Annotated in this window: 20 protein-coding genes; 6 read left to right on the forward strand and 14 right to left on the reverse strand. The window is 45.0% G+C overall.

The window, feature by feature from the left end:
* Nucleotides 1-32 precede the first annotated feature (32 nt).
* From IRJ16_RS13905 to IRJ16_RS13915, 3 genes are read left to right on the forward strand one after another with little or no spacing between them, the layout of a single operon-like run.
* Complete coding sequence (locus IRJ16_RS13905; protein ID WP_194112213.1) at nt 33-608, forward strand: DUF3347 domain-containing protein; 576 nt, start codon at nt 33-35, stop codon at nt 606-608.
* 2 nt (nt 609-610) lie between these two features.
* The gene (locus IRJ16_RS13910) at nt 611-1,075 is read left to right on the forward strand and encodes a heme-binding domain-containing protein (RefSeq protein WP_194112214.1); all 465 of its coding nucleotides are present in this window, start codon (nt 611-613) and stop codon (nt 1,073-1,075) included.
* A gap of 4 nt (nt 1,076-1,079) precedes the next feature.
* Nucleotides 1,080-3,812 (forward strand): multicopper oxidase domain-containing protein, encoded by a 2,733-nt coding sequence (locus tag IRJ16_RS13915; RefSeq protein WP_194112215.1) that lies wholly within the window; start codon nt 1,080-1,082, stop codon nt 3,810-3,812.
* Between the two features lie 160 nt (nt 3,813-3,972).
* Here IRJ16_RS13915 and IRJ16_RS13920 read toward each other — a convergent pair whose 3' ends face one another.
* The 5 genes from IRJ16_RS13920 to IRJ16_RS23190 all read right to left on the reverse strand — a co-directional run bounded on the left by IRJ16_RS13920 (nt 3,973) and on the right by IRJ16_RS23190 (nt 13,411).
* Nucleotides 3,973-6,003, reverse strand: a complete 2,031-nt coding sequence (locus IRJ16_RS13920; protein WP_194112216.1) for a heavy metal translocating P-type ATPase — start codon at nt 6,001-6,003, stop codon at nt 3,973-3,975.
* A gap of 34 nt (nt 6,004-6,037) precedes the next feature.
* A complete protein-coding gene (gene rseP, locus IRJ16_RS13925; protein ID WP_194112217.1) occupies nt 6,038-7,351 on the reverse strand; it encodes an RIP metalloprotease RseP in 1,314 nt (437 codons plus the stop codon).
* Nucleotides 7,352-7,383: 32 nt separating this feature from the next.
* The gene (locus IRJ16_RS13930; RefSeq protein WP_194112218.1) at nt 7,384-8,592 is read right to left on the reverse strand and encodes an efflux RND transporter periplasmic adaptor subunit; all 1,209 of its coding nucleotides are present in this window, start codon (nt 8,590-8,592) and stop codon (nt 7,384-7,386) included.
* Between the two features lie 32 nt (nt 8,593-8,624).
* Nucleotides 8,625-13,010, reverse strand: coding sequence for a CusA/CzcA family heavy metal efflux RND transporter (locus IRJ16_RS13935; protein ID WP_194112219.1), 4,386 nt, complete (start codon nt 13,008-13,010; stop codon nt 8,625-8,627).
* Nucleotides 13,011-13,090: 80 nt separating this feature from the next.
* A complete protein-coding gene (locus IRJ16_RS23190) occupies nt 13,091-13,411 on the reverse strand; it encodes a DUF6660 family protein (protein WP_353959039.1) in 321 nt (106 codons plus the stop codon).
* A gap of 288 nt (nt 13,412-13,699) precedes the next feature.
* On the opposite strand from IRJ16_RS23190, the gene IRJ16_RS13940 reads away from it, so the two are divergent.
* A complete protein-coding gene (locus tag IRJ16_RS13940; RefSeq protein WP_194112220.1) occupies nt 13,700-14,839 on the forward strand; it encodes a hypothetical protein in 1,140 nt (379 codons plus the stop codon).
* A 317-nt stretch (nt 14,840-15,156) separates the two neighbouring features.
* On the opposite strand, the gene IRJ16_RS13945 is transcribed toward IRJ16_RS13940, so the two are convergent.
* From IRJ16_RS13945 to IRJ16_RS13970, 7 genes are all read right to left on the reverse strand, one after another.
* Nucleotides 15,157-16,224 carry a DUF932 domain-containing protein gene (locus tag IRJ16_RS13945; RefSeq protein ID WP_194112221.1) on the reverse strand — a complete coding sequence of 356 codons (1,068 nt, stop codon included), beginning with the start codon at nt 16,222-16,224 and terminating at the stop codon, nt 15,157-15,159.
* 4 nt (nt 16,225-16,228) lie between these two features.
* On the reverse strand, nt 16,229-16,402 hold the full coding sequence (locus tag IRJ16_RS13950) for a hypothetical protein (protein WP_194112222.1): 174 nt from the start codon (nt 16,400-16,402) through the stop codon (nt 16,229-16,231).
* A gap of 4 nt (nt 16,403-16,406) precedes the next feature.
* The gene (locus IRJ16_RS23025) at nt 16,407-16,535 is read right to left on the reverse strand and encodes a hypothetical protein (protein WP_262707637.1); all 129 of its coding nucleotides are present in this window, start codon (nt 16,533-16,535) and stop codon (nt 16,407-16,409) included.
* Between the two features lie 63 nt (nt 16,536-16,598).
* Nucleotides 16,599-17,216 (reverse strand): hypothetical protein, encoded by a 618-nt coding sequence (locus IRJ16_RS13955; RefSeq protein WP_194112223.1) that lies wholly within the window; start codon nt 17,214-17,216, stop codon nt 16,599-16,601.
* A gap of 599 nt (nt 17,217-17,815) precedes the next feature.
* Nucleotides 17,816-18,316 carry a GNAT family N-acetyltransferase gene (locus tag IRJ16_RS13960; protein WP_194112224.1) on the reverse strand — a complete coding sequence of 167 codons (501 nt, stop codon included), beginning with the start codon at nt 18,314-18,316 and terminating at the stop codon, nt 17,816-17,818.
* A complete protein-coding gene (locus tag IRJ16_RS13965) occupies nt 18,316-18,615 on the reverse strand; it encodes a type II toxin-antitoxin system TacA family antitoxin (RefSeq protein ID WP_194112225.1) in 300 nt (99 codons plus the stop codon). Before IRJ16_RS13965 ends, IRJ16_RS13960 begins: the two co-directional genes overlap by 1 nt.
* 447 nt (nt 18,616-19,062) lie before the next feature.
* The gene (locus IRJ16_RS13970) at nt 19,063-20,538 is read right to left on the reverse strand and encodes a HEPN domain-containing protein (protein WP_194112226.1); all 1,476 of its coding nucleotides are present in this window, start codon (nt 20,536-20,538) and stop codon (nt 19,063-19,065) included.
* A 180-nt stretch (nt 20,539-20,718) separates the two neighbouring features.
* On the opposite strand from IRJ16_RS13970, the gene IRJ16_RS13975 reads away from it, so the two are divergent.
* Together IRJ16_RS13975 and IRJ16_RS13980 are read left to right on the forward strand one after the other, a co-directional pair.
* Nucleotides 20,719-21,141 (forward strand): helix-turn-helix transcriptional regulator, encoded by a 423-nt coding sequence (locus tag IRJ16_RS13975; RefSeq protein WP_194112227.1) that lies wholly within the window; start codon nt 20,719-20,721, stop codon nt 21,139-21,141.
* 4 nt (nt 21,142-21,145) lie between these two features.
* Nucleotides 21,146-21,421 (forward strand): hypothetical protein, encoded by a 276-nt coding sequence (locus IRJ16_RS13980; RefSeq protein WP_194112228.1) that lies wholly within the window; start codon nt 21,146-21,148, stop codon nt 21,419-21,421.
* Here the strand turns inward: IRJ16_RS13980 and IRJ16_RS13985 are convergent.
* Both IRJ16_RS13985 and IRJ16_RS13990 read right to left on the reverse strand, forming a co-directional pair.
* Nucleotides 21,399-21,884 (reverse strand): hypothetical protein, encoded by a 486-nt coding sequence (locus IRJ16_RS13985; RefSeq protein WP_194112229.1) that lies wholly within the window; start codon nt 21,882-21,884, stop codon nt 21,399-21,401. The two genes, IRJ16_RS13980 and IRJ16_RS13985, sit on opposite strands and share 23 nt — an antisense overlap.
* 57 nt (nt 21,885-21,941) lie before the next feature.
* Nucleotides 21,942-22,709 (reverse strand): hypothetical protein, encoded by a 768-nt coding sequence (locus IRJ16_RS13990; RefSeq protein WP_194112230.1) that lies wholly within the window; start codon nt 22,707-22,709, stop codon nt 21,942-21,944.
* Nucleotides 22,710-22,720 lie beyond the last annotated feature (11 nt).

Here is a 22,720-nt window from a genome sequence, read left to right on the forward strand (position 1 = left end):
GCCATTAGATACTTCACTACACACAAAATAACATGAAAATATTCCTTTTAGGTTTGGCGATGTCCGGCCTCTTATTTACCGCATGCAATAACAATCAAAAGGCAACTGCGACAACCGGTGCTGACACCAGCAGCAGGCAAGCAGCAACTGCGCCTGAACCAAAAGATTCGGGGAAACCGCTTGAAAAAGTTTTAAACGGGTATCTGCAATTGAAAAATGCTCTGTCTAAAGACGATGATAAAGATGCAGCGGAAGCTGGTAAAGGCTTGGTTGAGGCTATGGCTTCTTTAGATAGTAAATCACTTTCTGGTGAACAGGCCAAAGTATTTCAGGATGTTGCTGATGATATTAAAGAACATGCGGAACATATCGGGGCTAATGCCGGAAACATCAAGCATCAGCGGGAGCATTTCGAAACCCTTAGCCAGGATATGTATGATCTGGTGAAAGCAGGCAACCCTACCGGTGACAAGCTTTATTATGACCATTGCCCGATGTACAACAAGGGAAAAGGTGCTAATTGGGTGAGTGAGAAAAAGGAGATTGAAAACCCTTATATGGGGAAGGAAATGTTGGGTTGCGGTACCGTCAAAGAAGAAATGAATTAAGCATGCGTCCCATCAAATTAGGCTTGTTATTAGGGTTTATCGTAGTTGTAGGTATTCAATTTCTACCGCAGCAACGTAATGAAAACAACGAGTCTGCGGGACATGATCTGTATCGGACTTTGCCAGTGCCCGAACGCATTGGTATTATTTTGAAACGATCCTGCTATGATTGTCATAGCAACTCTACCCGTTACCCGTGGTATGCTAAAGTACAGCCTATTCGTTGGTGGCTGGACGGACACATTAGGGATGGCAAGAAAGAGTTGAACTTCGATGAGTTTGGCAACTATTCCCGGCGACGACGGCAAAGCAAATTAGGCGCTGTTGCAAATAGCGTCGAAGACGGAACGATGCCTTTAAGCACTTATACATTGATACATCAAAGTGCGAAATTATCCGATACTGAAAAGCAGTTGATCATTAGCTGGATGCGCAATAACAAAGACAGCCTTTCCCGAATTAAATAGAAAAATGAAAAAATTAATCTTATATATCTTGTTAATGGGTCTTATCGGCACCTCGAAAGCGGCGCACGGTACCGGCACCAACCACGCAGGAGAGATACTACAGCAGGTTTCCTATACATGCAGCATGCACCCGGAAATCCACAGGAGCAAACCAGGAACGTGCCCAAAATGCGGTATGGCATTGGTCAGGGAGAAGGCGAAGACTGCGGCTCCTGTTGCTGAACAGACACAGCAGGCCGTCTATACTTGCAGTATGCACCCAGAGGTTCAGCGCAGCAAACCGGGAACCTGTCCAAAGTGCGGTATGGCGCTGATCAAGCAGCAATCCCAGAAACCTGCGGCATCTAAGAGCAGTTCCCCGGCGGTTGTTCCCGTAAAAAAAGCGCCCATAAAACCGACCTCGCCACCAAAGCCTATCGGAAACGTCCTGTCACCTACAAAGGGCGGGCAGAATATCCCGGTAGAGAATAAAAAAGCACAGGAAGAAAGCGCCAAAAAAGGCGGGCATCCGGCAGAGAACCCTGGTCCGACCCATAAGCCGAAAAACGTGCGCTATGATCTGTATATTAAGGATACGACCGTTAATTTTTCAGGAAAGCCGAAACGGGCAATTGCCATAAACGGCAGTATTCCGGCACCTACGCTAACATTTACTGAAGGTGATACTGCCGAGATCTATGTCCATAACCTGATGGACGAAGAAACCTCTATTCACTGGCATGGGGTATTCCTTCCAAACGCAATGGATGGTGTACCGTACCTTACGCAAATGCCGATCAACGGCCATGCGACCTACCTGTATAAATTCAAAGTGATACAGAACGGTACCTATTGGTACCATAGCCACACCAGTGTGCAGGAACAAAGCGGTATGTATGGCGCATTGATCTTCAATAAAGTCAATGAGCCTGCAATTCCTACCATACCGGTGGTGCTAAGTGACTGGACAGATATGAACCCTAAGGAAGTAGACCGCAGGCTTCATAACGCCTCAGATTGGTTTTCTATCCGTAAGGGCACCACGCAAAGTTATGCCGAAGCGATTGACAAGGGTTATTTCAAAACTAAGGTCGCCAATGAGTGGAAACGAATGAATGCGATGGATGTCAGCGATGTTTTTTACGAACGCTTCCTGACCAATGGCAAGCAAACCAATGAAGTTAAACGCTTTAAAGGAGGTGATAAAGTTAAACTTCGTATCGTAGACGGTGGCGCTTCCACGTATTTCTGGCTTACCTGGTCAGGCGGAAAAATAACCGTTGTCGGAAATGATGGGAATGATGTGCAGCCAGTGGAGGTAGACCGGCTGATCATTGCACCGGCGGAAACTTACGATGTGATCGTGACTATCCCGGAAAACATGAGCTATGAATTTTTGGCTACCGCCGAAGACCGAACCAAGTCAACTTCCCTGTGGCTGGGTCAAGGTATGAAGATGCCGGCAAAACCTTTAGGTAAGCTCAAATACTTCGAGGGGATGAAGATGATGAACGGCATGATGAAAATGAACGGTGACATGGAACCGATGGGCATGCAGATGAGTAATCAGCAGATGGACATGAACGCTGTGATGTATCCGGAAATTACCGGTACCGATTATGGTCGTAAGAAAAAAGAGCCCGCTGCACCTGAAAAGAAAGCTGCTATGCAGGGGCACGAGGGGCATAACATGCAAAGCTCGAATAACAACAGTATGTCGGGCATGAATATGAGCAGCGATGATGCGGACATTGTGACCCTGAATTACGGCATGTTGAAAGCTACGGAGAAAACCACGCTGCGCCCCGGCCCCCTAAAGGAGATGCGTTTTGAGCTTACCGGAAATATGAACCGTTATGTGTGGACGATTGATAACAAGACGGTATCTGAAAGTGATAAGATCCTGATCAAAAAAGGGGAAAATGTCCGCATTGTATTATACAACAATTCCATGATGCGGCATCCCATGCACCTGCATGGCCATGATTTCCGGGTGTTGAACGGCCAGGGTGAATATGCGCCACTGAAAAACGTTCTGGACATTATGCCGATGGAAACTGATACGATAGAATTTGCAGCCACAGAGAGCGGGGACTGGTTCTTTCATTGCCATATCCTATACCATATGATGAGCGGAATGGGTAAGATTTTCAGCTACACTAATTCACCACCTAACCCCCAGTTGCCCGATCCGAAATATGCGCAGCGCAAACTGTTCGCAGACGACCGCATGTTTCATGCTATGGGAAATATTGGTCTGGAAAGCAATGGCAGCGATGGGGAGTTTATGATTGCCAATACCCGTTACCGGTTGTCCACAGAATGGCGCTTAGGCTTGCAAGCACATCATGGTAATGAAAGTGAAACTTACTTTGGCCGCTATTTCGGTAAAATGCAGTGGCTGTTTCCCTTCATCGGCTTTGACTACCATTATAACAAAATGGAAAATGAAACGGAGAAAAACCTATTCGGGCAGGTAAGCAACCAGACCAACCGCAAGGCCGCGGTAATTGGTGTGCAATATACGCTGCCCATGCTGGTCACCGCGGAAGCGAGGCTCGACAGTAAAGGCAAACTGCGGTTTCAACTCATGCGGGAAGATGTTCCTATCAGCAGCAGATTACGCTTTAATATCATGGGAAATACAGACAAAGAATACATGGCCGGTTTAAGATATATTGTCACCAAGTACTTTTCCTTTTCTACGCATTATGATAGCGACATGGGATATGGAGCTGGGATAACACTGAATTATTAATAACTATAAAGCCCTTTACAGATCGTAAAGGGCTTTATAGTTCATGCACTTCAAAATATGTCAATCGAAGAGAACAACCCCAATTAACATATTTGCCAACCGACAAACGTTGGAAAGCTAAACGACAATGTTTCAAACAATAAAACTTCAGTTAGGAGAACTACAACTTCATTCGTTGTATCCTTACGGCATTCAGAATCGCAAGCAACGCCACACCTACATCAGCGATCACGGCTTCCCACAAATTTGCAACACCACCCGCACCTAATACCAGCACAATAACCTTCACGACCATGGCGATTGTGATATTCTGCCAAACGACACGGTTTGTGATTTTGCCGACCCGGATTGCTGTAGTTATTTTAGATGGCTGGTCATTTTGGATGACAATATCAGCGGTTTCAATGGTGGCATCACTTCCCAAACCGCCCATGGCAATTCCTGCATCAGCCAGGGCAACAACCGGTGCATCGTTCACCCCGTCGCCCACAAAGGCAATACGGCTGCCTGCATTCTTAAAGCCCTGTACCTTTTCAACTTTTCCATCAGGCAGTAAATCACCAAAAGCTTGATCGATACCTAACGTTTTGGCGACCTTATCAACAACGGCCTGCTTGTCGCCTGAAAGCATGACGGTTTGGAGCTTCAGGCTGTGCATCCGCTCAATAGCCTCTTTTGCATCTTCCTTAATCTCGTCGGCAATCGTGATATAGCCTGCATATTGGTTATCTACGGCCAACACGACAACCGTATCTACCAAGTTGTCTACCTCCGACGGATACTGAACATTGAACTTCTTCAACAGCTTTACATTTCCGGCAAGTACCGTCTTGCCATTCACCGAACCCTTTAAGCCGTGTCCCGAGATTTCTTCAACGTTTTCTGCTTTGACACTTTTGTCCTGATTGCCTGCATATTCGACTACCGCCTTAGCAATCGGGTGTGTCGAATTTGCTTCAATTGCCGCAGCCAGGCTCACCAATTCTTCTTTACTTAAGGCAGCGGTTTTTATCTCCTGAACCTTGAAAACCCCTTTGGTGAGTGTACCCGTTTTATCCATGATCACGGTGTTGATCTTCGTCATCACGTCTAAAAAGTTTGAACCCTTAAACAGGATGCCGTTTCGGGAAGCAAGACCAATACCGCCAAAGTAGCCCAGTGGGATGGATACCACGAGAGCACACGGGCAACTGATCACCAGAAACACCAAGGCGCGGTAAAACCACTGGTGAAAGTTATAGGCGTCCACAAAGAAGTATGGCGCAAAGCATACCAGTAAGGCTAGTGCAAAAACAATGGGCGTATAGATTTTTGCAAAGCGGCTGATAAAAAGCTGTGTCTGCGATTTACGGGCGGTGGCGTCCTGAACCATTTCCAATATCTGGCTCAACTTACTGTCTTTGAATAGCGCCTTGACCTGTACTTCGCTTACCTTGTCCAGATTGATCATACCCGCCAGTACCTTTTCACCTTTACGTTTAGTATCGGGTTTGCTTTCTCCGGTCAGTGCTGCGGTGTTAAAACTCGCTGCATCGTAATAAAGTTCACCATCCAATGCTACTTTCTCTCCGGCTTTAACCTGGATGATCTCATCCACTTTTACCGTTTTTGGGTCTACCTCGCTGTTCTTGCCGTCCCGGATTACTGTTACCTTATCTGGTCTGATATCCAAAAGCGCCTTGATACTTTTCTTGGCCCTGTTAACGGCTGCATCCTGAAACCATTCACCAATGGAGTAAAATACCATTACGGCAACGCCTTCGCTATAGGAACCAATACTGAACGCACCGATAGTTGCCACGCTCATCAGGAAAAATTCATTAAAGAAATCAAAATGCTTAGCCTTGCGCCATGCCATGCCCAATACATTATAACCAGCTAAGCCAAAGGCTACCAAAAAGATGATCAAGTTAATGGGAAACGGCGGCTGGTATTTGAAGCCGTATTCCAGCGTCAGCATGACGATCAATATGACAAGCGCGGTCAGCAACGGCCAGTGGCTTAGCCAGGTCTCTTCTTCTTCCGCTTTCCCAGTGAGATTCAATGCTTCATCTTCATCATCGTGCTCATGTTCACCTGCTGCATGCTGATCAGCATCATGTACGTCCTTCTCGTTCAGTGAAGAGGTGTTATCCTCAACAGCTTGCCCTTTTGCTTCCCGGTTTGCTGCTTTATTTTCGTTGTTTTCCATTATATTATTTTAAGTAGTGTTTATCAAATATGTTTTAAATCAGGCTTCGGATGTCATTATAAAATACGAAGGCCAATATTCCCATGAGCAGGAAAAACCCTGTTACCTGTACCATCTCCAAAGTTTCAGGTTTTGTGGGTTTTCCCCGAATACCTTCTATAGCTACCATCAATACCTGCCCGCCATCCAGTGAGGGAATGGGTAACAAGTTGATGAATGCTATTCCGATAGACAGCAAAGCGATCAATCCCCAAAAGCGTTTCCAGTCCAGGTGATCGCCGAACATGGTGGCAATTCTTACCGGCCCATTCAGTGCTTCCTTTAGCGGAACTTCTCCTTTTAAGATCTGCGTGAAGCCTCTGGCATTGTTTGCAATGGCCGTCATTGTCCTCTTTGCGCCGTTTCCCGCTGCATCGGACACACTTACCGGATCATTCACTTTCCCGGAAAATGCAGTAGTCATGCTGAATCCGATGTCCCCGTCTTTTTCACGATGCGCTTTCACCTGCCTGGTCTTGCCATCATGCACAATAGTCAGCATCAGTTCTTTGGTCTTATTCTTGTGAAGTTTAACCAAAAACTCTTCATAAGAATGCACAGAATCGCCGTTTAAGGCAATTACAGGTTCTTTTTGAAACAGTTTTTTACCACGCAAGTCTACATTGGTGTAAATGGAATCCATTTTATATCCTGCGTTGAGCGTAAAGAATTGCGTTAGCCCCTTATCGGCAACCGATTGCATGATCTTAGGGGAAACATGAATATGCAGATGCACACGCTCCCGGCCGTTGGAACGAATTACCGACAATAGTGTCTTACCTCGCATCAAACGCGTACTTGTTAATTCATCAACATCTAAGAGGGAATCCTGATCAAAAGCTACAATCTGATCACCAGGCTTCAAGCCCGCTTCTTTACCTAACTGGCCCGGTATGATCCGGTACCCATCCTTCAGTGTGGTAACATAACCCTTCCCATAATGCAGGGTAAGGCCTGAATAGATCACCGCCGCTAATATCAGGTTCATTAAAATGCCGCTCAGCATAACAATGACCCGTTGCCAAACTGGTTTATTATGATAACGACGGTGAGCAAATGAGCCTTCGTTCCCTTCTTCATCGTCCCGGTTACTCAGCATGCCCGCCATCTTCACATAGCCGCCTAAAGGCAACCAGCCTATACCATATTCGGTGCCCTTAAAATGAAATTTAAACAACCGAAATCCCCAGGCATCAAAGAACAAATAAAATTTTCTTACCCGTATACCGAAAGCTTTTGCGGCCAGAAAATGCCCAAGCTCATGCACCAGCACGAGCAGCGACATTCCGGCCAGGAATTGCAGTGTCATCACTATTATGCGCATCTTCTTTAATCCTTTAATTAATCTTCGTCACCGGTAGCACTTTCAGACGATAGAATGTAAAACGCTCCTTTTGTTACTATCCGAACATCTTTAGGCAATTCGCTGACCAGTTTTATCTCTGTGTACCCAAGATCGCTTACACCTGTTACCACTTCTGCCTTTTCAAAAACATAGGATTTGCCGGACGGACCTTCTTCATCACGTTTACTGTCTTGCTTCTTTTCAGAAGCGTCGTTTACCCTAACCAGGTAATAGATGTATTCCTTACCGCCTGATTTGACAAGCGCTTCACTGGGAACGGCTGTCGTCGTTTGCCTGCCAACATCGATCAAAGCAGATACGTACATGCCCTGGATCAGGTTATTTTTTGCGGCTTGCTCGATCACTGCATGCGCGATAATCGCTTTACTTTCGTTCTCAAAAGACTGATTCACACCGTATATCTTGCCAGTGATCTCCCGGTTATTCTGATTAGTGAGGGTAAAATACACTTGTTGTCCTGCCTTAACCTTAAAAAGGTCTTTCTCATAAACCACCAAATCACAATGTACTTTGGAATTATCTATAATGCTCATTAAGGGCCTCGCGGGTTCTGCGTAGGAACCAGTTTGAATAACGATCTTGCCGATCGTGCCACTTATAGGCGCATAAACAGGTATTTCGGTAATAAAGCGTCCGTGAGCGGCGCTTTCGGGGCTTACACCGACCTGCCTAAGCTGTCTGCTCAACGCAGCCACCTTTGCCTTTTCAGACCTGAGCGTGCTTTCCGCTTGCTGAAATATTTTTCCAACCCCTGCATTGGCGTCGTTTAGTTCTTTCTGACGTTCATATTCTTTGATAGCGTAGGACAAGCTGCTTTGTGCAGACATGTAATCCTGCTGCAACTGTATCAATTGATTATTTTCAATGGTCGCCAGTTTCTGTCCTTTAACCACGTGCTGACCTTCCAAAACGAACACCTGGTTCACGACGCCACCCATGAGGAGCGTCACTTCTGCTTTATTCTGAGGCGGTACTTCCAACTGGCCGCTGGCTTTAACGACCGATTTTAAATTCTTTTCTTCAATGGTGCCTAAACGGATGCCCACGGCATCAATCTGGCTTTGGGACAGGCTTACGCCTTCAGCTTCTTTTTTCGGCGCTTCTTTTTCTGTTTCCTCTTTTTCTTCCTTAGGTTGCTGCGAACAGGCCGTCAATATGAGGGATCCGATCAGCAGATATGCCAATCTTTTATAGTGTATTTTCAAAAAGTTACAATTCATTTCTGATTTCCTCCTGTGGTAAGGTAGTCTAGTTCAATAATGGTTTTGTTGTAATCACGTAATGCTGCAAGGTAGGCCAACCGGGTATTTACAGCCTGGGTCATATTCTGTATAAACTCCACATAGCCGATCTCCCCCTTACTATAGGCGAACTGGGCGATCCGTATCTGCTCCGAGGCTTGTTTTAAGCCGCTGTCTTCATAGTAAGTAACCGCTTCCTTGTATTTGGTTAATTCCTGTAACGTTTGGTTGTATCGCTTGGCGAGTAATAATGCGGCGTTCTGCTGGTCTGCCTGTGCGATCTGCTGTCCGAACTGGGCGGCTTTTACTTTACTTTTTTGTGCACCGAAAAACAGTGGAACAGCTACGCCGATTTCGAAACCGCCCACACGTGTTCCCGGAAAATAATTGCGGTTGATGTTGGCCGGATTAAAGGCGCCTACCAATAATTGCTGGCGATAACCTAACGTCAGGTCTGGCAAATAGCGGCTTTTTTCAGCTTTTAGCTGTGCATCAGCTAAGGCGCTGCGCTGCTGATAATACGCCAGTTGCGGATGACTGGCGACGGTGTTGCTGCTTGATGTATCCGGCTTCAATTTGGTTAATGGTGTGGACACTATTACCGGAAGATAATCTACCGCTAAGAGCTGTTGCAGTTCCTGTCTGCCGATTAATACGTCCGCTTCTGCCTGTTTTCTTGCAACTTGTATTTCTTTATGCGCATTTACAGCCGATAACTGTTCCAGGTAAGATGTTTCCCCAGTCTTGTAGCGTAAGGCTGCCCGTTCGGAAAAACGTTTATACAAGCTATCCTGACTGCTGAGCTGGCTGAGTTTGTTTTGCGCATAAAGCAACTCGTACCATGCTGTTTTTACCTGCCTGATCAGATCATTCTGATTGATTTGCCTTGTTTTCTCGCTAAGCCCTGTCTGTGCATTCAGCACCTTTCGTTGTGCGGTGTAAACGGTAGGAAAAGCGAACGTTTGCGTAATGCCTAAGCTGTTATCGATGTTACCGCCGGAGGTAGGGTCCTGGGTAATTGTCAGGTCGGTTTTGGCAGGATCAAAAGCAGTTCCCTGCAAAGCTCTGTTTTGGCTAACCTCTAATGCCAACCGCCGAAGCTGCGGGTTGTTTTTGATCGCCATCTCAATGCTTTCGTTCAGCGTTAATGGCTTGTTTTCCTGTGCTTTCGTTGAATTGCTAAACAGCAAGCCTCCGGCGATAACCAACAGGATCACCGGTAATTTTCCTGAAGTCTGCATTTTAGGGGAGTGATTTTTAGTGAACAGGATATATAATACCGGCAGTACCAGCAAAGTCAACAAGGTTGCGGATATTAAGCCGCCGATAACCACCGTGGCCAAAGGTCTTTGTACTTCGGCACCTGCCGTACTGGAGATCGCCATAGGCAGGAAACCTAAAGAAGCTACCGCTGCGGTCATCAAGACGGGACGTAACCTGACCTGTGTGCCTTTCTTCACACGTTCAACAATGTCGGTTATTCCTTCTGCCGCTAACTGGTTAAAATAGCCGATCAGTACGATGCCGTTGAGTACAGCAACGCCGAACAGTGCAATGAATCCAACACCCGCAGAAATACTGAAGGGCATTCCCCGCAGGTAGAGGGCAGCAACGCCGCCAACGGCTGACAAGGGTACCGCTGAAAAGATCAGCAAGGTCTCCCTTACGGATCTGAAAGTGAAATACAACAGCATCAAGATCAATAAGAGCGCTACCGGCACGGCAACGCCGAGACGTACTTTAGCTACCTGAAGGTTCTGGAACTGGCCTCCGTAGGTGGTATAGTAACCCGCAGGCAGTTTCAACTTTTGACTGAGTAATTGCTGAATTTCCTTAACCGTACTTTCGATATCCCGGCCGCGTACGTTAAAACCCACATATATCCGACGCTTGCCGTCTTCGCGGCTGATCTGCGAAGGAGCATCTTCTATTTGGATGGAAGCCACCTGGCTAAGCGGCACTTTATTACCGCTGGGCAGCGGGATATACAGGTTCTCAATGTTCACAATATCTGAGCGAAGTTTTCTTTCCAACCGTAGCACGATCTCAAAGCGCTTTTCACCTTCAAAGACAACGCCCGCCACACGGCCTGCGAATGCGGTACTCAGTGCGGTATTTACATCTTCTATGTTCAATCCATACTGCGCGATCTGGTGCCGGTCATAAGTAACAGCCACCTGCGGTAAGCCGCTGACCTTTTCGACAATGGGTTCACTTACGCCATTTACGGTGCTGATCAACTTCGCTGCTTTGTCCGCTTGCGCCGATAGAACATCCAGGTCATCACCAAAAATCTTGATCGCAACATCCTGCCGGATACCTGTCATGAGTTCGTTGAAGCGCATTTGCATCGGCTGTGTCACCTCTACATTGATTCCCGGTATATCTTTTAAGGTTTCCTCGATCTTTTCCATCATTTCCGCGCGGTCGGCTGCTGATGTCCACTCATCTTTGGGTTTCATGGAGAGCATCATATCTCCGCGTTCGAACGGCATAGGATCGGTAGGAACTTCTGCGCTGCCTATTCGCGTCACGGCCTGCTTAATTTCGGGAAACTTGCTTTTCAATAGTTTTTCGGCCTTGCCAAACGTTTCTATCACCTGGGATAAGGAAGTACCCTGCATCATTGCGATCTCGACGGTCAGGTCACCTTCTTCAAGCGTAGGAATGAACTCGCCGCCCATTTTGGCAAATGCCCATACGGCAAGGGCCAATAGGCAGACAGAAAGAAACACAGTAAGTTTCTTTGCCCGTAATACGGCATTTAACGCAGGTATATAGATACGGTGCATTGCATCAACCAGCCGGTCCGATATATTTCGTTTGTGGTGCGTGTTCTTGCTTAAAAATAACGCACTTGCCATCGGCACATAGGTCAGGGAAAGAATGAAAGCGCCCAGGATAGCAAAGGCCACGGTTTCCGCCATTGGTCGGAACATCTTACCTTCGATACCCACCAGCGCAAAAAGGGGCAGATAAACGATCAGGATGATGATCTCACCAAAAGCTGCGCTGTCACGTATCTTTGAGGCCGCTTCATACACTTCACCATCCATTTCCTGCTGGCTTAGTTTTGGTTTACCCGGAAAGCGATTGCCTTCCGTGATCCGGTGCACGATGGCTTCCACGATAATGACCGCGCCGTCTACAATGAGCCCAAAGTCAATGGCACCGAGGCTCATGAGGTTTCCCGAGACGCCAAAGATGTACATCATCGTCACCGCAAACAGCATCGCAAGCGGTATGACGGATGCAACTACCAAACCGGCCCGAAGATTACCTAACAACAAAACCAGAATGAACACAACGATCAGGCCGCCTTCAATGAGGTTTCGCTCAACCGTGCCGATTGCACGGCCTACCAGTTCTGTGCGATCTATGAAGGGTTCAATGACCACGCCTTCCGGCAGCGACTTTTGAACTTGCGCCATACGCTCTTTAACACGCTTAATCACCTCGTTAAAGTTTTCGCCTTTCAGCATCAATGCCACCCCGGCAACTACTTCCCCTTGTCCGTTACGGGTGACTGCTCCATAGCGGTTAGCACTGCCGTATTGCACTTTGGCCACATCGCCGATCACAACAGGGGCATCTTCCCGGTTCTTCACGACAATGTGTTCAATGTCGTCAAGTGACTTCACCTGACCAAGACCGCGTATGAAATAAGCGTTACTCCGTTGTTCAATATAGGAGCCGCCTGTATTTTGGTTGTTCTTTTCCAGTACGGTGTAGATGTCACTTACGGTAATATTCAGGCTGTTCAGCCTTTCATTGTCAATAGCGATCTCGTACTGTTTTACATAGCCGCCCCAGCCGCTGATCTCGGCAATTCCTGGTGTTCCGGCCAGTTGTCTGCGAACAATCCAGTCCTGCATGGTTCTGAGGTCGGTCGGACTGTATTTGTTTTCGTAGCCTGGCTTGGTATGGATAACATACTGATATATCTCACCAAGACCTGTGGTGATGGGTGCAAGTGTCGGTTCGCCGGTGTCTTTCGGTATCTGGCTTTCGGCTTCTTTCAGACCTTCGCTGATCTGTTGCCGTGCCCAGTAAATATCTGCGTTATCCTCAAAAACCACCGTAATAACGGAGAGGCCGGAGCGGGATATGGAACGCTTTTCGATAACCTTCGGCACATTGGCGATGGCAAGCTCTATGGGGGCAGTGATATACTGCTCCACTTCCTGCGCACCCAACGTAGGTGCTTGTGTGATGATCTGTACCTGATTATTCGTGATATCAGGCTGTGCATCGATAGGTAGCCGGGAAAGGGAAAATATACCTGCTGCTATCAGGATGATGATAAATGCGCCTACCACCAGTTTATTGCTGATGGAGAACGCAATGATTTTGTCAAACATGAAAATTTAAGTTAATACCAAGATTTCCTTACGGCATAGCAAGGGTGCTATCCAGTAAGGATTAAAAAAAAAGGAAGGTATTAACTGATTTGAGGGGGTTGCCAAACAGACAGGCTTTGCTCCAAAAGAGCTGGCACTTCAGGCCGACCAAACTTTTGTTTCACCTCCTGAACGCAAATACTGATCGTCGGGTGATAGGGCGTTATAGTACGAACGGTAGAACAGCAAGCACAAGTGCAGAACGGTGTACATGTTTCTTTACCGGCTTTTTCGTCAGCAGAATGGCTTTTAGTAATTGTAGTAAATGTTTTCTCACTACCTCCAAAATCATCCATATCCCTGCATGGCAGCACTGCCAGCAAGATCATGTAGAAACTGAAGAGGATAGCCAAACACTTCATTATTTACAAACTTAGACTTTATTACCGAAAAAACATAACAGGTTGTATCAAGGCAATGTTAATTTACTTTATGAACGTTGACGCTACCTACAACAAACCAGTAAAAAGGTCAGCAACTCAATTGCCCGCTGGAATAACAAAAGACTACAGCATAATGAGCCAAATTGAATAATTGGTGCACAACCTTCGTACGTAATCCGTTTCCTTTTGCCGGACTAAGTCACCCGCTTTCTTTTTTCCGATTTTCTTTTATAAGTTCAAAAACATTTTCAAGTCTAAACTTCTAAAATGAAGAAATATACCATAGAAGAGATTTATATATTAGTTGGCCGTGAAGATAAAACGGCATCCGTACAATTTATTCCAGGCACCTCGTCCTATCAAAAGTATGGCCCATATATTACCGTAACATTTCTTTATACCCAGGATGAAAGGGAAAAAATGGACGAAATGATAAAGGAAGAACCGTTTACGCATTCAGGAATAGTTAAAGCGGAGTACCTTCTCAATGATATCGCACCTGAACTCATTAAAGAGTTAAAAGAAACAGGTATTGATACTGAGCATATATGGTCGATCAGTTACTTTACAGCTGAGCCCAAAAATACTTTTCACTCTGTTGAGTTGAGAACGATCAAGAAGATCCAGATACCTCTGGAAGTAAAACCTAAAGGAGGCGATTATGATTGGGTGTATGGTTTCAATAAGAAATTAGTAAGAGAAGGCATAGGGATAACACCTCAGCAACGAAGCCTCTACTTGGCTCTTAAGCTGTATTATGAGGAAGCGGAACTAACTGATCATGAAAGACAAGAAATTTATGTAGCTGAAAATCAATTAGTGGAGCAAGTTGAATGGGAATTTCTTCAAATAAAACTTCATAGGGAAGAAATCAGCGAAAAGGAAATTGAGCGCTTAGGTCAAATGATCAATAAGAAGAAAAAAGCTAATATGGCTGTCTTAGATAAGTACCTACAACAGGTTGGCAGTAGCTTAAAGAAGTTAGCAAAGGACAATATCGATCAGGCTGTGAAGCTCCTTATGGAGGTTGAAAAATTCAAAGACCGTAAGTTGAACGTAATGGGTAAGATCCCAGTGTACCTGGACATTGATGGATTTTTACATGTTTATATGCGACACGTGGAAGAAATGAAGGTAAATGATCGATTTGAACATAAAGATAATTTTCAATGGGCAACTGAAGATGTGCTAACTGTGATGGAAAAGGTTATTCAGGCAATAGATAAGGAAGTACAGACATTTTTTGTAGAACGTCCAAACACACGATACAGCCGCTATGGCAGGGAATCAATTTATTTTGAGGGAGATTATTACACTCTTCATATTGAGCCTGATGGCAGAATAAGTACTTTTCATAAAAACCGAAAAAAGAAAGCGGTTGCAGTCGAGGGCCAAGAACAGGCTTGAACGAATTCTAAAAAACTTTGTCTAAAAATAAAAGTCCCTTAACACTCGCTGCAAGGGACCTTCAACCTAAACCTTATCACAATTAGCCGTAAGTGCGGCTAAGAATTGCGCAAGCTAACAAAATTTTCCATTTTTTAATTGTGGTATGCTTGGAGATACCCGCTTCGGAGATTAACATATCATATTTAATCTACCGCCCCCTGTTTTCACCAAAAATCATCAGCAATACGAAAACAGGGGGCGTCCTAAACGGGCGGGCGATAGCCCGCCGTCCGGCAATTTTGGAAAACAAGGGGGATTGCTCCCCCTTGATAGCTTTAGTTAAAAATCAGTGCCTCGCTGCCTTGGTTTGCAAAATCACGGCATAAATTAAAGGCGGTTTGTGCCCGTTGTTTAGCTGTGCCGTCCATGATGGATTTAAATTTCGCTTCTTCACTTTTGAAACTGCGTACATTCTGAAAATAACCTGTTACTGCATTGTACGCACCGAATACCGTTCCTGCAGTCGTATCGATCTGTTGCGTCGGGCTGGCTAACGCATATTCATAAACGCTGTCTACAATGTTGGTGTAATGCGTTGAAAGCTGTTCAAACTTGCCTTCGGCTAAATGGTCTAATACCTCTTTATTAGGTGCCATAGCAATCTGTACCAGCTTTTTAACTTCACGGTCTGTAATGCGGACTTTTGCCCATTGATTAAATAAGCCTTCCATCTCGTGGCTCAACTCTCGGCTGATACCCATGAGCGTATGCGCTTGTTTTAACCGCTCAGCAGCAGATGCGGTATGCCGTATCTTAATTGCTCCAGAATGATTGCGCATAGCGGCATTAAGCGTGTTATTACATACAATTCTGATCGGCGTAAAAGCTGCGGTAATACTGCCTAAACCATCGTGGGAAGTGGTCAAAAACAAATATTGCTCTATCCAGTCCTTGACACCTACGCGGATATAATCGGGTAGCTTTGCGGTAATAAACACCCGTTCGCCGTTGCCTAGTGCGCCTGCGGTCTCGTACAGAATACCTTCGCCACCGCCGACAATTGCGTCAAAAAATGAAAACGCATCACGGTTTTGCACGACTTCGTAGTCATTGCCGACTACGCCTAAAACCTGCTCGGTGTCTGCCCGTACGGTGGCGAAGAAATTAGGTACTGCTATTTCAGGGATGATGATATCGTCGCTGCCCTCACCTAAGTGGTTAGCGGTGTCGTACGTAAACAAAGGACGTTTTTCTACAATATAGTCTAAACCTGCGTGCTGTATCGCTTCACTGCTGGTCGGGTAGCGGTCAATAATCTGCCCTAAACCGTGCCAGGCTTTTTCCTTTACGCTCATAAAGGAGTGTTTGCCTGTTTTCTGATTGAAATTGATCTGATGTGCCATTGCTTTAATTTTTAGCGTTTCGTGTATTCATGGGAATGATCTCGGTACGCAGCACCCGTACATTGTCGGTGCTCGTAATTATTACGTCGCTGTTTTGCAGTTCTGCAATAGCGTCGTGTATGTCAGGGTGCGTGGTCTTTATGGTCACTTTCACCAGTAAAAAAATCTTGTCTTCCATAACCTTAATATTGATAGGTGTTCAAAAAATCACGGAATTCCATTTGAAATTGTGCGGGGTTCTCCTGCGCCAGTTGTTCGGCGTAACCTTCCCAAAAAAGCTGGTCGGTCAGTTCTATAAATTGCTCGTACATGGGAGTAGCTGTTTTGATGAAACTTAAAAATGCCCCCGGCTAAACGCCGGGAGCAATAATTGTTCAGGCGTTCGGAAAAACGATGTTCGCCTCAATGTCGGTCAATTTTTCATGGCAGGCATCAAAAATGAATTGCGCTACCATGCGGATAAGGTTCGGCGTATTGGTCACGAATTCACGGCGTTTATCATCCTGAATGATGAGTTTGCAGCCTTGGTACGGGTTGCTTTCCAGTTCGTCGTTCTCTTCCTGTAATTGTACCTCAAAATCTTCTAAGGTCTTAATACGGGCAATCAGGGCTAAACGCTGGATGGACAAGCGGTGCAGGTCGTTCACCGATTTTAAAGTTTGCTCTAAGTTGAGCGCAAATTTTTTAGGCTCAAATTTCACTTCTTCCGTTTTAGCGGGCTCGGCCTGTGCTTCGGCTTTCACTTCTTCGGTGGCTGGCTGGTTTGCAGCGTTAACGGGTTGGTTATCCACTGTAGCGGTGCCACTGGTCGCAGCCTGGGCAGGCGCAGCTTCCGCAGCCTGTGAATTTTCGGCGGGCTTTTCATCGGTAGTGTTTGCATGTTCTTTAGCTTCTTTGCCTGTTAAGCTTGGGCGGTTTTGAGTTCTGTTAGCTTCGTTTGCTTTTGCTGCTGCACCTTGTACACCGTTTGCATTTTTTTCTGCTGTTTTCATCTTAAAAGATTTTAAAGGGTTAAAAAATTTGTTTTTCGTTTCCCTCTTTTCCCGAAGACTTCCCTTAAAAAGCTATTTTTCAAAAGAAAAAACGGTAAAAAAGAAAGTCAAAAGAGCGGTCGTAAGCCAGAGCGGGAGAACTATAAGTCCCGGAGGGTGGCCGCAGCGAAGCGAAGGACATTATGCGTTCGTACGTGAAGGCTGACCGAGATTGACGCCGCTTTTGTCCGTTTTCGTTGGAAAATAGCAGCTAAAAGAAGTCCCTTAAATCAAATCAGCAAGGGCAGGAATGCAGGCAAGCGAAGCTTTTCCCGGCGAAGGGTAGCGGAGCGGGTAAACGAGTGAAGTCCGGAATGATGCGCTTGCAGGACGTAGCCGGTCAACTGGTTTCAGAGGATGCTTTTGCAGCGCAGCAAAAATGCAGGAGCGGAATGAAAGCAATGGATATTGGAGAAGTTAGCCTGTCAAGGATTGCAACGGCATCCTTTTCATGGAAAAGATATAGTGAAAAGCCTGGCCTTGGGGACAGCCAACGAGCTTTCAATTTATATGCTTAAATAATGTCTCGTTGTTTACCCATAAAATTTCACATAATAATTCTAATTTGTAAACAGCGCAGCTATGGTCTGCATCGCCAGAAACATTTTCCCGGAGTCCAGTTTAACAAAGTCATATTTTAAGTAAAAGGCTTCCGCATCGGCGTCAAGCGGATCAACGATCACAGCCATTGCCCCGACGTGAGTTAAAGAGACATTATAGCATTTCTTCAACGCATCAATTAAAAGGTATTCACCAAGGCGTTGTCCTTTATAGTTTAGATCCAATGCCAGCCTTCCTAATAATATCGCGGGGAGGTTATGGTAAGAAGGCGGCATTTTCTTTTGCACTTGTTCCGGCACCAGCTCGTGGGGTATGCTCGTACTTGATAGCGTATAGTAGCCGATGATGCGGTCACCATCCAGCATGACAGACACGGTACTCAATCGTCGTTTGATATCCTGGCTCGCCTGTTTGTGCAAGTAATTATCGAGCATTTCCTTGCCGCAGGTAAACTCTTTTTTGTTAAGTCCTGAATGCAGCGGTTCTATCGGATAACTCATTAAACTTCCGTTGACTGATTATTGAATTCACGGTAGCGCTCAGCAGCCTGTTGTAAGCGTTTGCCAGGCTTCGGCGGATTCATGATCGCCTCGAAAAAAACATTCCTGTCCCTTTCTGTAGCCAGAACTGCTTCGTGCTGTTCCACAATGAATTTTGCCTTTTCCTGAACAGTAGATACCACAAAGTCGGTAAGCGTACGGTAACCGCCCAATTTAGCTGCCCGTTCAAATAATGTTTTCTGGTCTGTTGTCAGTTTGGTATCGAACCTTGTCTTTTCAGCTTTGATCACTCGTTCCATAATTATTGCCTTTCCAAACAAATATACGGAAAAATTCCGTACGAAATAAAAACTTGCAACAATCAATCCAGTTTCATTGTAGCGATAAAGCTAATTAACATTCTACGATATCGGCTGTTAACGAGAAGGTGGCTGCTTCTTAATTTTAGCGGTATGGGTGCTTTCGAGTCGCAACGCTTGTTTTCGCAAATCTTCGAGAGAAAGTTTAGGTTGACCGATTTTAATTTTCGTAGCTAGCCGGTTCATCTCTGCAAATGACACGTTGTAACTCATTGTTAAATGGATTAAATTAAACAAGATAATTAAGTAATACAATATTGCCTATCTGTTCATACTGTAGTGATGTAAATTGATCAAGCAGCGTCCTTGCCCTCTAAGCTCAGGAAACGTCATTGCATATCATAGCAGCAAGCAGGGCGGCTGAGAAACTCAAGCCGCCTGCCGCTACTACTGGCCGGTACTTAGTGGAGCGGATTTTTCTTTAACAAACTGCTGATAGATCTGCTCTATCTTAGCTATCAGCAGTTCAACTTTATCTTTTAACAGCTTTACAGATTCTTCATCGGGATTAAACTGGCTTTTATATCGTGCTTCCGAATATCCTGATTGCAGCAAATTGAATAGCTGAATGCCTTCCGTCGTGTCTAACTGCAAAACCCGCTTAATTTCTTCGGTAAACAACAAAGTTATCCTAATCTTTCTCGACAAATTATGCACCGATAAGCGGTAACCTAATACCGCCCGAATAATAGCAATCAAACTGCTTTCAGCTGCCTGGTGAAGGGAAAAAAGAGCCAGTGAATAATTGTTATCTTCAATGTAGCGAAGAGCGCCTTTCATGAACGCTTTACCTTGAACACCCCATCTGTTCCAGTCGTGCCCGGCTCTTTCAAGCCACACACCATTATCAATGGAATGCGCACCTGTTAGCTCAACATCAGGAGTTTTATAAACATTAATACTTTTGAAAAGTGTGTTGTGCCAGAAGCGCTTATTGTTTGCTAATGCATCTTTGGCACTGGCCAGTTTATGCACAAAGGCAAAAACGGATGCGAGGTGACGACAGTTATCCTCAATTTTATTAGCAATTTCATGTTCAGGCGTTTTCTCCTTGTCGTCTATCAATATCAATAAGTAATACGTAAATGGATTGGGATGTGTACCCATCAGGTAGATCATGCGAACTGATGATATACGCTCAACAATCAGGTTCTTTACTTTCTCAACGCCTGACTTTTCAGCTTGATTTAATACCGGATGAAGGTCTTTTAATGGTGCTAATTTATCATTAATGCTTTCTGTTTCCGACGCATTCCGGTTTCTGCCCCAACCTTTATGCGTGATCGTTTCTTCCGTCTCACGCTGGTGAATGAGCCATGCTGCGGAATAAAGTTTACGAATATTATCATATACATCAATGATCTCCCCAGCGATGAGTGTTTCGTCAGCAGCACTTTTATACAGCGCGCTATGCAGCCATTCGTGCAAGTAGTCGCGATAATCCTGCGGGCTGATCTTCTTGAAGCATTTCTTTACTGCCTTGTACGGGTTAGCCAGTTCCTTCGCTGAAAGATTCTTCGGAAAATATACCCAGTCCTTTTTTTCCTTTTCGATCTGCTCTTCGGTCACGTCCTGTAAGCGTGGCCACCTGTCGTAATTTTTAAGCAGTAATAAATGCAGAGCTTCGATCAACTGTAGGGTTTGATCATAAATAAATAGTACGTGTCCTGGCCCGTGCCGGTCTTTATAAAACTTGTCATTTAATACGTAAAAACGCCATTCTTTCAAATCCTCCCGGTGATCTTTCGGCCATCCCGTACTGAAAAAGTCGGTAATAACTTTTAAAGGGTTCATGACCTCGCTAAAACGCAAATGTTTGGGGTACTGCTCCCACGGTGCTATGTTGCCTAAATACATCGTCATGGTCTTGATGCCGTCATTGTTGCCAGCAAGACAAATGACCGCAGGAACAGATTTCTAACCTATTCTAAAGCTTTCTATCGAAGTAGCAAACCCGTATAAATTATGCTTGCTTTAGGCCGATAAAACTGGTAACTTGAAACTTCAAATTTTCATACATTTGCTTAAACAACCATTTCCATCATGAGCACAGCTACCGATTCGCCAAAAAATATTCATCAGGGACGCAATGTGAAGCGCTTTCGGGAGATGCTTGGGTTGAAGCAAGAAGCCTTGGCTTTAGCATTAGGAGATGATTGGAGCCAAAAAAGAGTATCGTTACTGGAGGGGAAAGAGCTTATTGAAGAAGATATTCTTGCTCAGGTGGCTGCTATACTTAAAGTTCCCGTTGAAGCCATCAAAAACTTTGATGAGGAAAAGGCGATTTATAACATTCAGAACAATTACGAGGGATCATCAAGTAATTACAGTGGACTATACCAATGTACTTTTAATCCTCTTGATAAACTTATAGAGCTTGTTGAAGAGAACAAAAAGCTTTATGAGCAACTTCTCGCAAGCGAACGGGAAAAAGTAGAAATTCTTAAAGGTAAATCCAATTCATAAGATCATGACAGTGGAGCAGCACGAAAAGCCATACAGAGAAAGGATGTTCAGTCTTGTTGCAGACCCCGAACTAAAAGCAATGGAAACCAGGTACGAGCCGTATCTTGACATTCATGCTATTGAGGACGTCTTAGAAGGATGCGACATTATACAAGCCCGTCCGGGTGAGGTGCCTACAGGCAAGCTAATATGGAAAGAAGGTTATGATCTGCCGTTGGAACTCAAACGAGATATCATCAACTTATACAACAAGCACTTCATTGATCAGGAAGCGGGTTAAGCTCAAACAACGTTCTCCAGGTATCTTCTACAGGTTTTTCAATTTCTTCAAAAGGCACATCATCCCATAGATGCAGTTCCTCGTTGATGAACCGATATAGCTTCCTTATACCAACTTCGTTACTGGCAAACACATGGTTGATACCTTCTTTTTCCAGATAGTCTTCCCAATAGCCGTCTGAACTAAGGGGTTCAATATATACGTCATCATCAATATCCTGGTCAAAGGCAAACCGGAATCCGGATATTTGTGGTAAAGGGTTACCATCAGTCGGATCATCTAAAATAGTCGTTAAACGAAAATGCATCGCCGGATAATGGCCGACGCTATACATGATCTCTACTTTTGCCAACGTGCGGGCATTCAGCTCTAACACGCCATAGGTAAGCATCTCGACGAGTTTGAGCCATTGCTCGTCTGATACGCTCAATAACACATTTTGTGCCTCATCTAATGTTCTCATAGTAAAGTATTTTAAGATAAATAGCAACAGGTCAATGATGACCTGTTGCCTGAAATGTTAAACACTCATTTTGCTTTTACGAGACTGCTTTTTTTTTGGCAGCTCCTCCGAGGACTGCGCACGAGACTTCAAGTTTTTCGTTGCCTTGGCACTTGTACCTAACAATTCCTCCCGCTTGATCTTCTTCATCTGATGGTCGTAAAGATCGACGGTCTTAAACTGCGGGTTAGCTGCAATGAAATACTTTTTTTCGCCTTCACCGGTTGCAACGGTGATCTGCTGCGCATTTCCCTTTTTCAAAGAACGATATAAATCTTCTTTTGCTTTCGGGTCTTCCAGCTCTTTGATACCTTTTCCGGCAATGACCTTTTCAATATCATAGCCGTAATTCTCGTGGTAATGCTTGATCTTCTTATTGCCACTTTCGGTCAGGTTCTGGTCGTCCAGCGTTAGCCACGCCTGATATTTTTGATTTTCCAGGTTCGTTAGCTGTTTATGAACAGAACGTCCCTCCATCAAATTGAAGGCTTCCTTAGCTGTAACGCCATTTCCTTTATTAATAAAAAAAGTTTGGCTTACCTCTTTTGCAGCGTCTTCATGCCGGATATGCGCATCGTACTTATTGAAAAAGTACATGTCCTGGTTGTCGCCTGCTTTAAAATGAAGGGTGTAATCGACGGTCTTATGATTGAACTCGTGGCTTAAGCCTAACCTGAATTCCGGCGTTTTCGCTTCCATTTTCTTGTCAAGTTCCGCATTGACCTTTTCTCCAAAACCTAAATTCAAAAGGTTTTTTTTCAGGAATTCTGAATTTTGTGTGTTCATAACTGTATGAA

Origin of the sequence: Mucilaginibacter myungsuensis, from assembly GCF_015222005.1 — a bacterium.
GTDB classification, from domain to species: domain Bacteria; phylum Bacteroidota; class Bacteroidia; order Sphingobacteriales; family Sphingobacteriaceae; genus Mucilaginibacter; species Mucilaginibacter myungsuensis.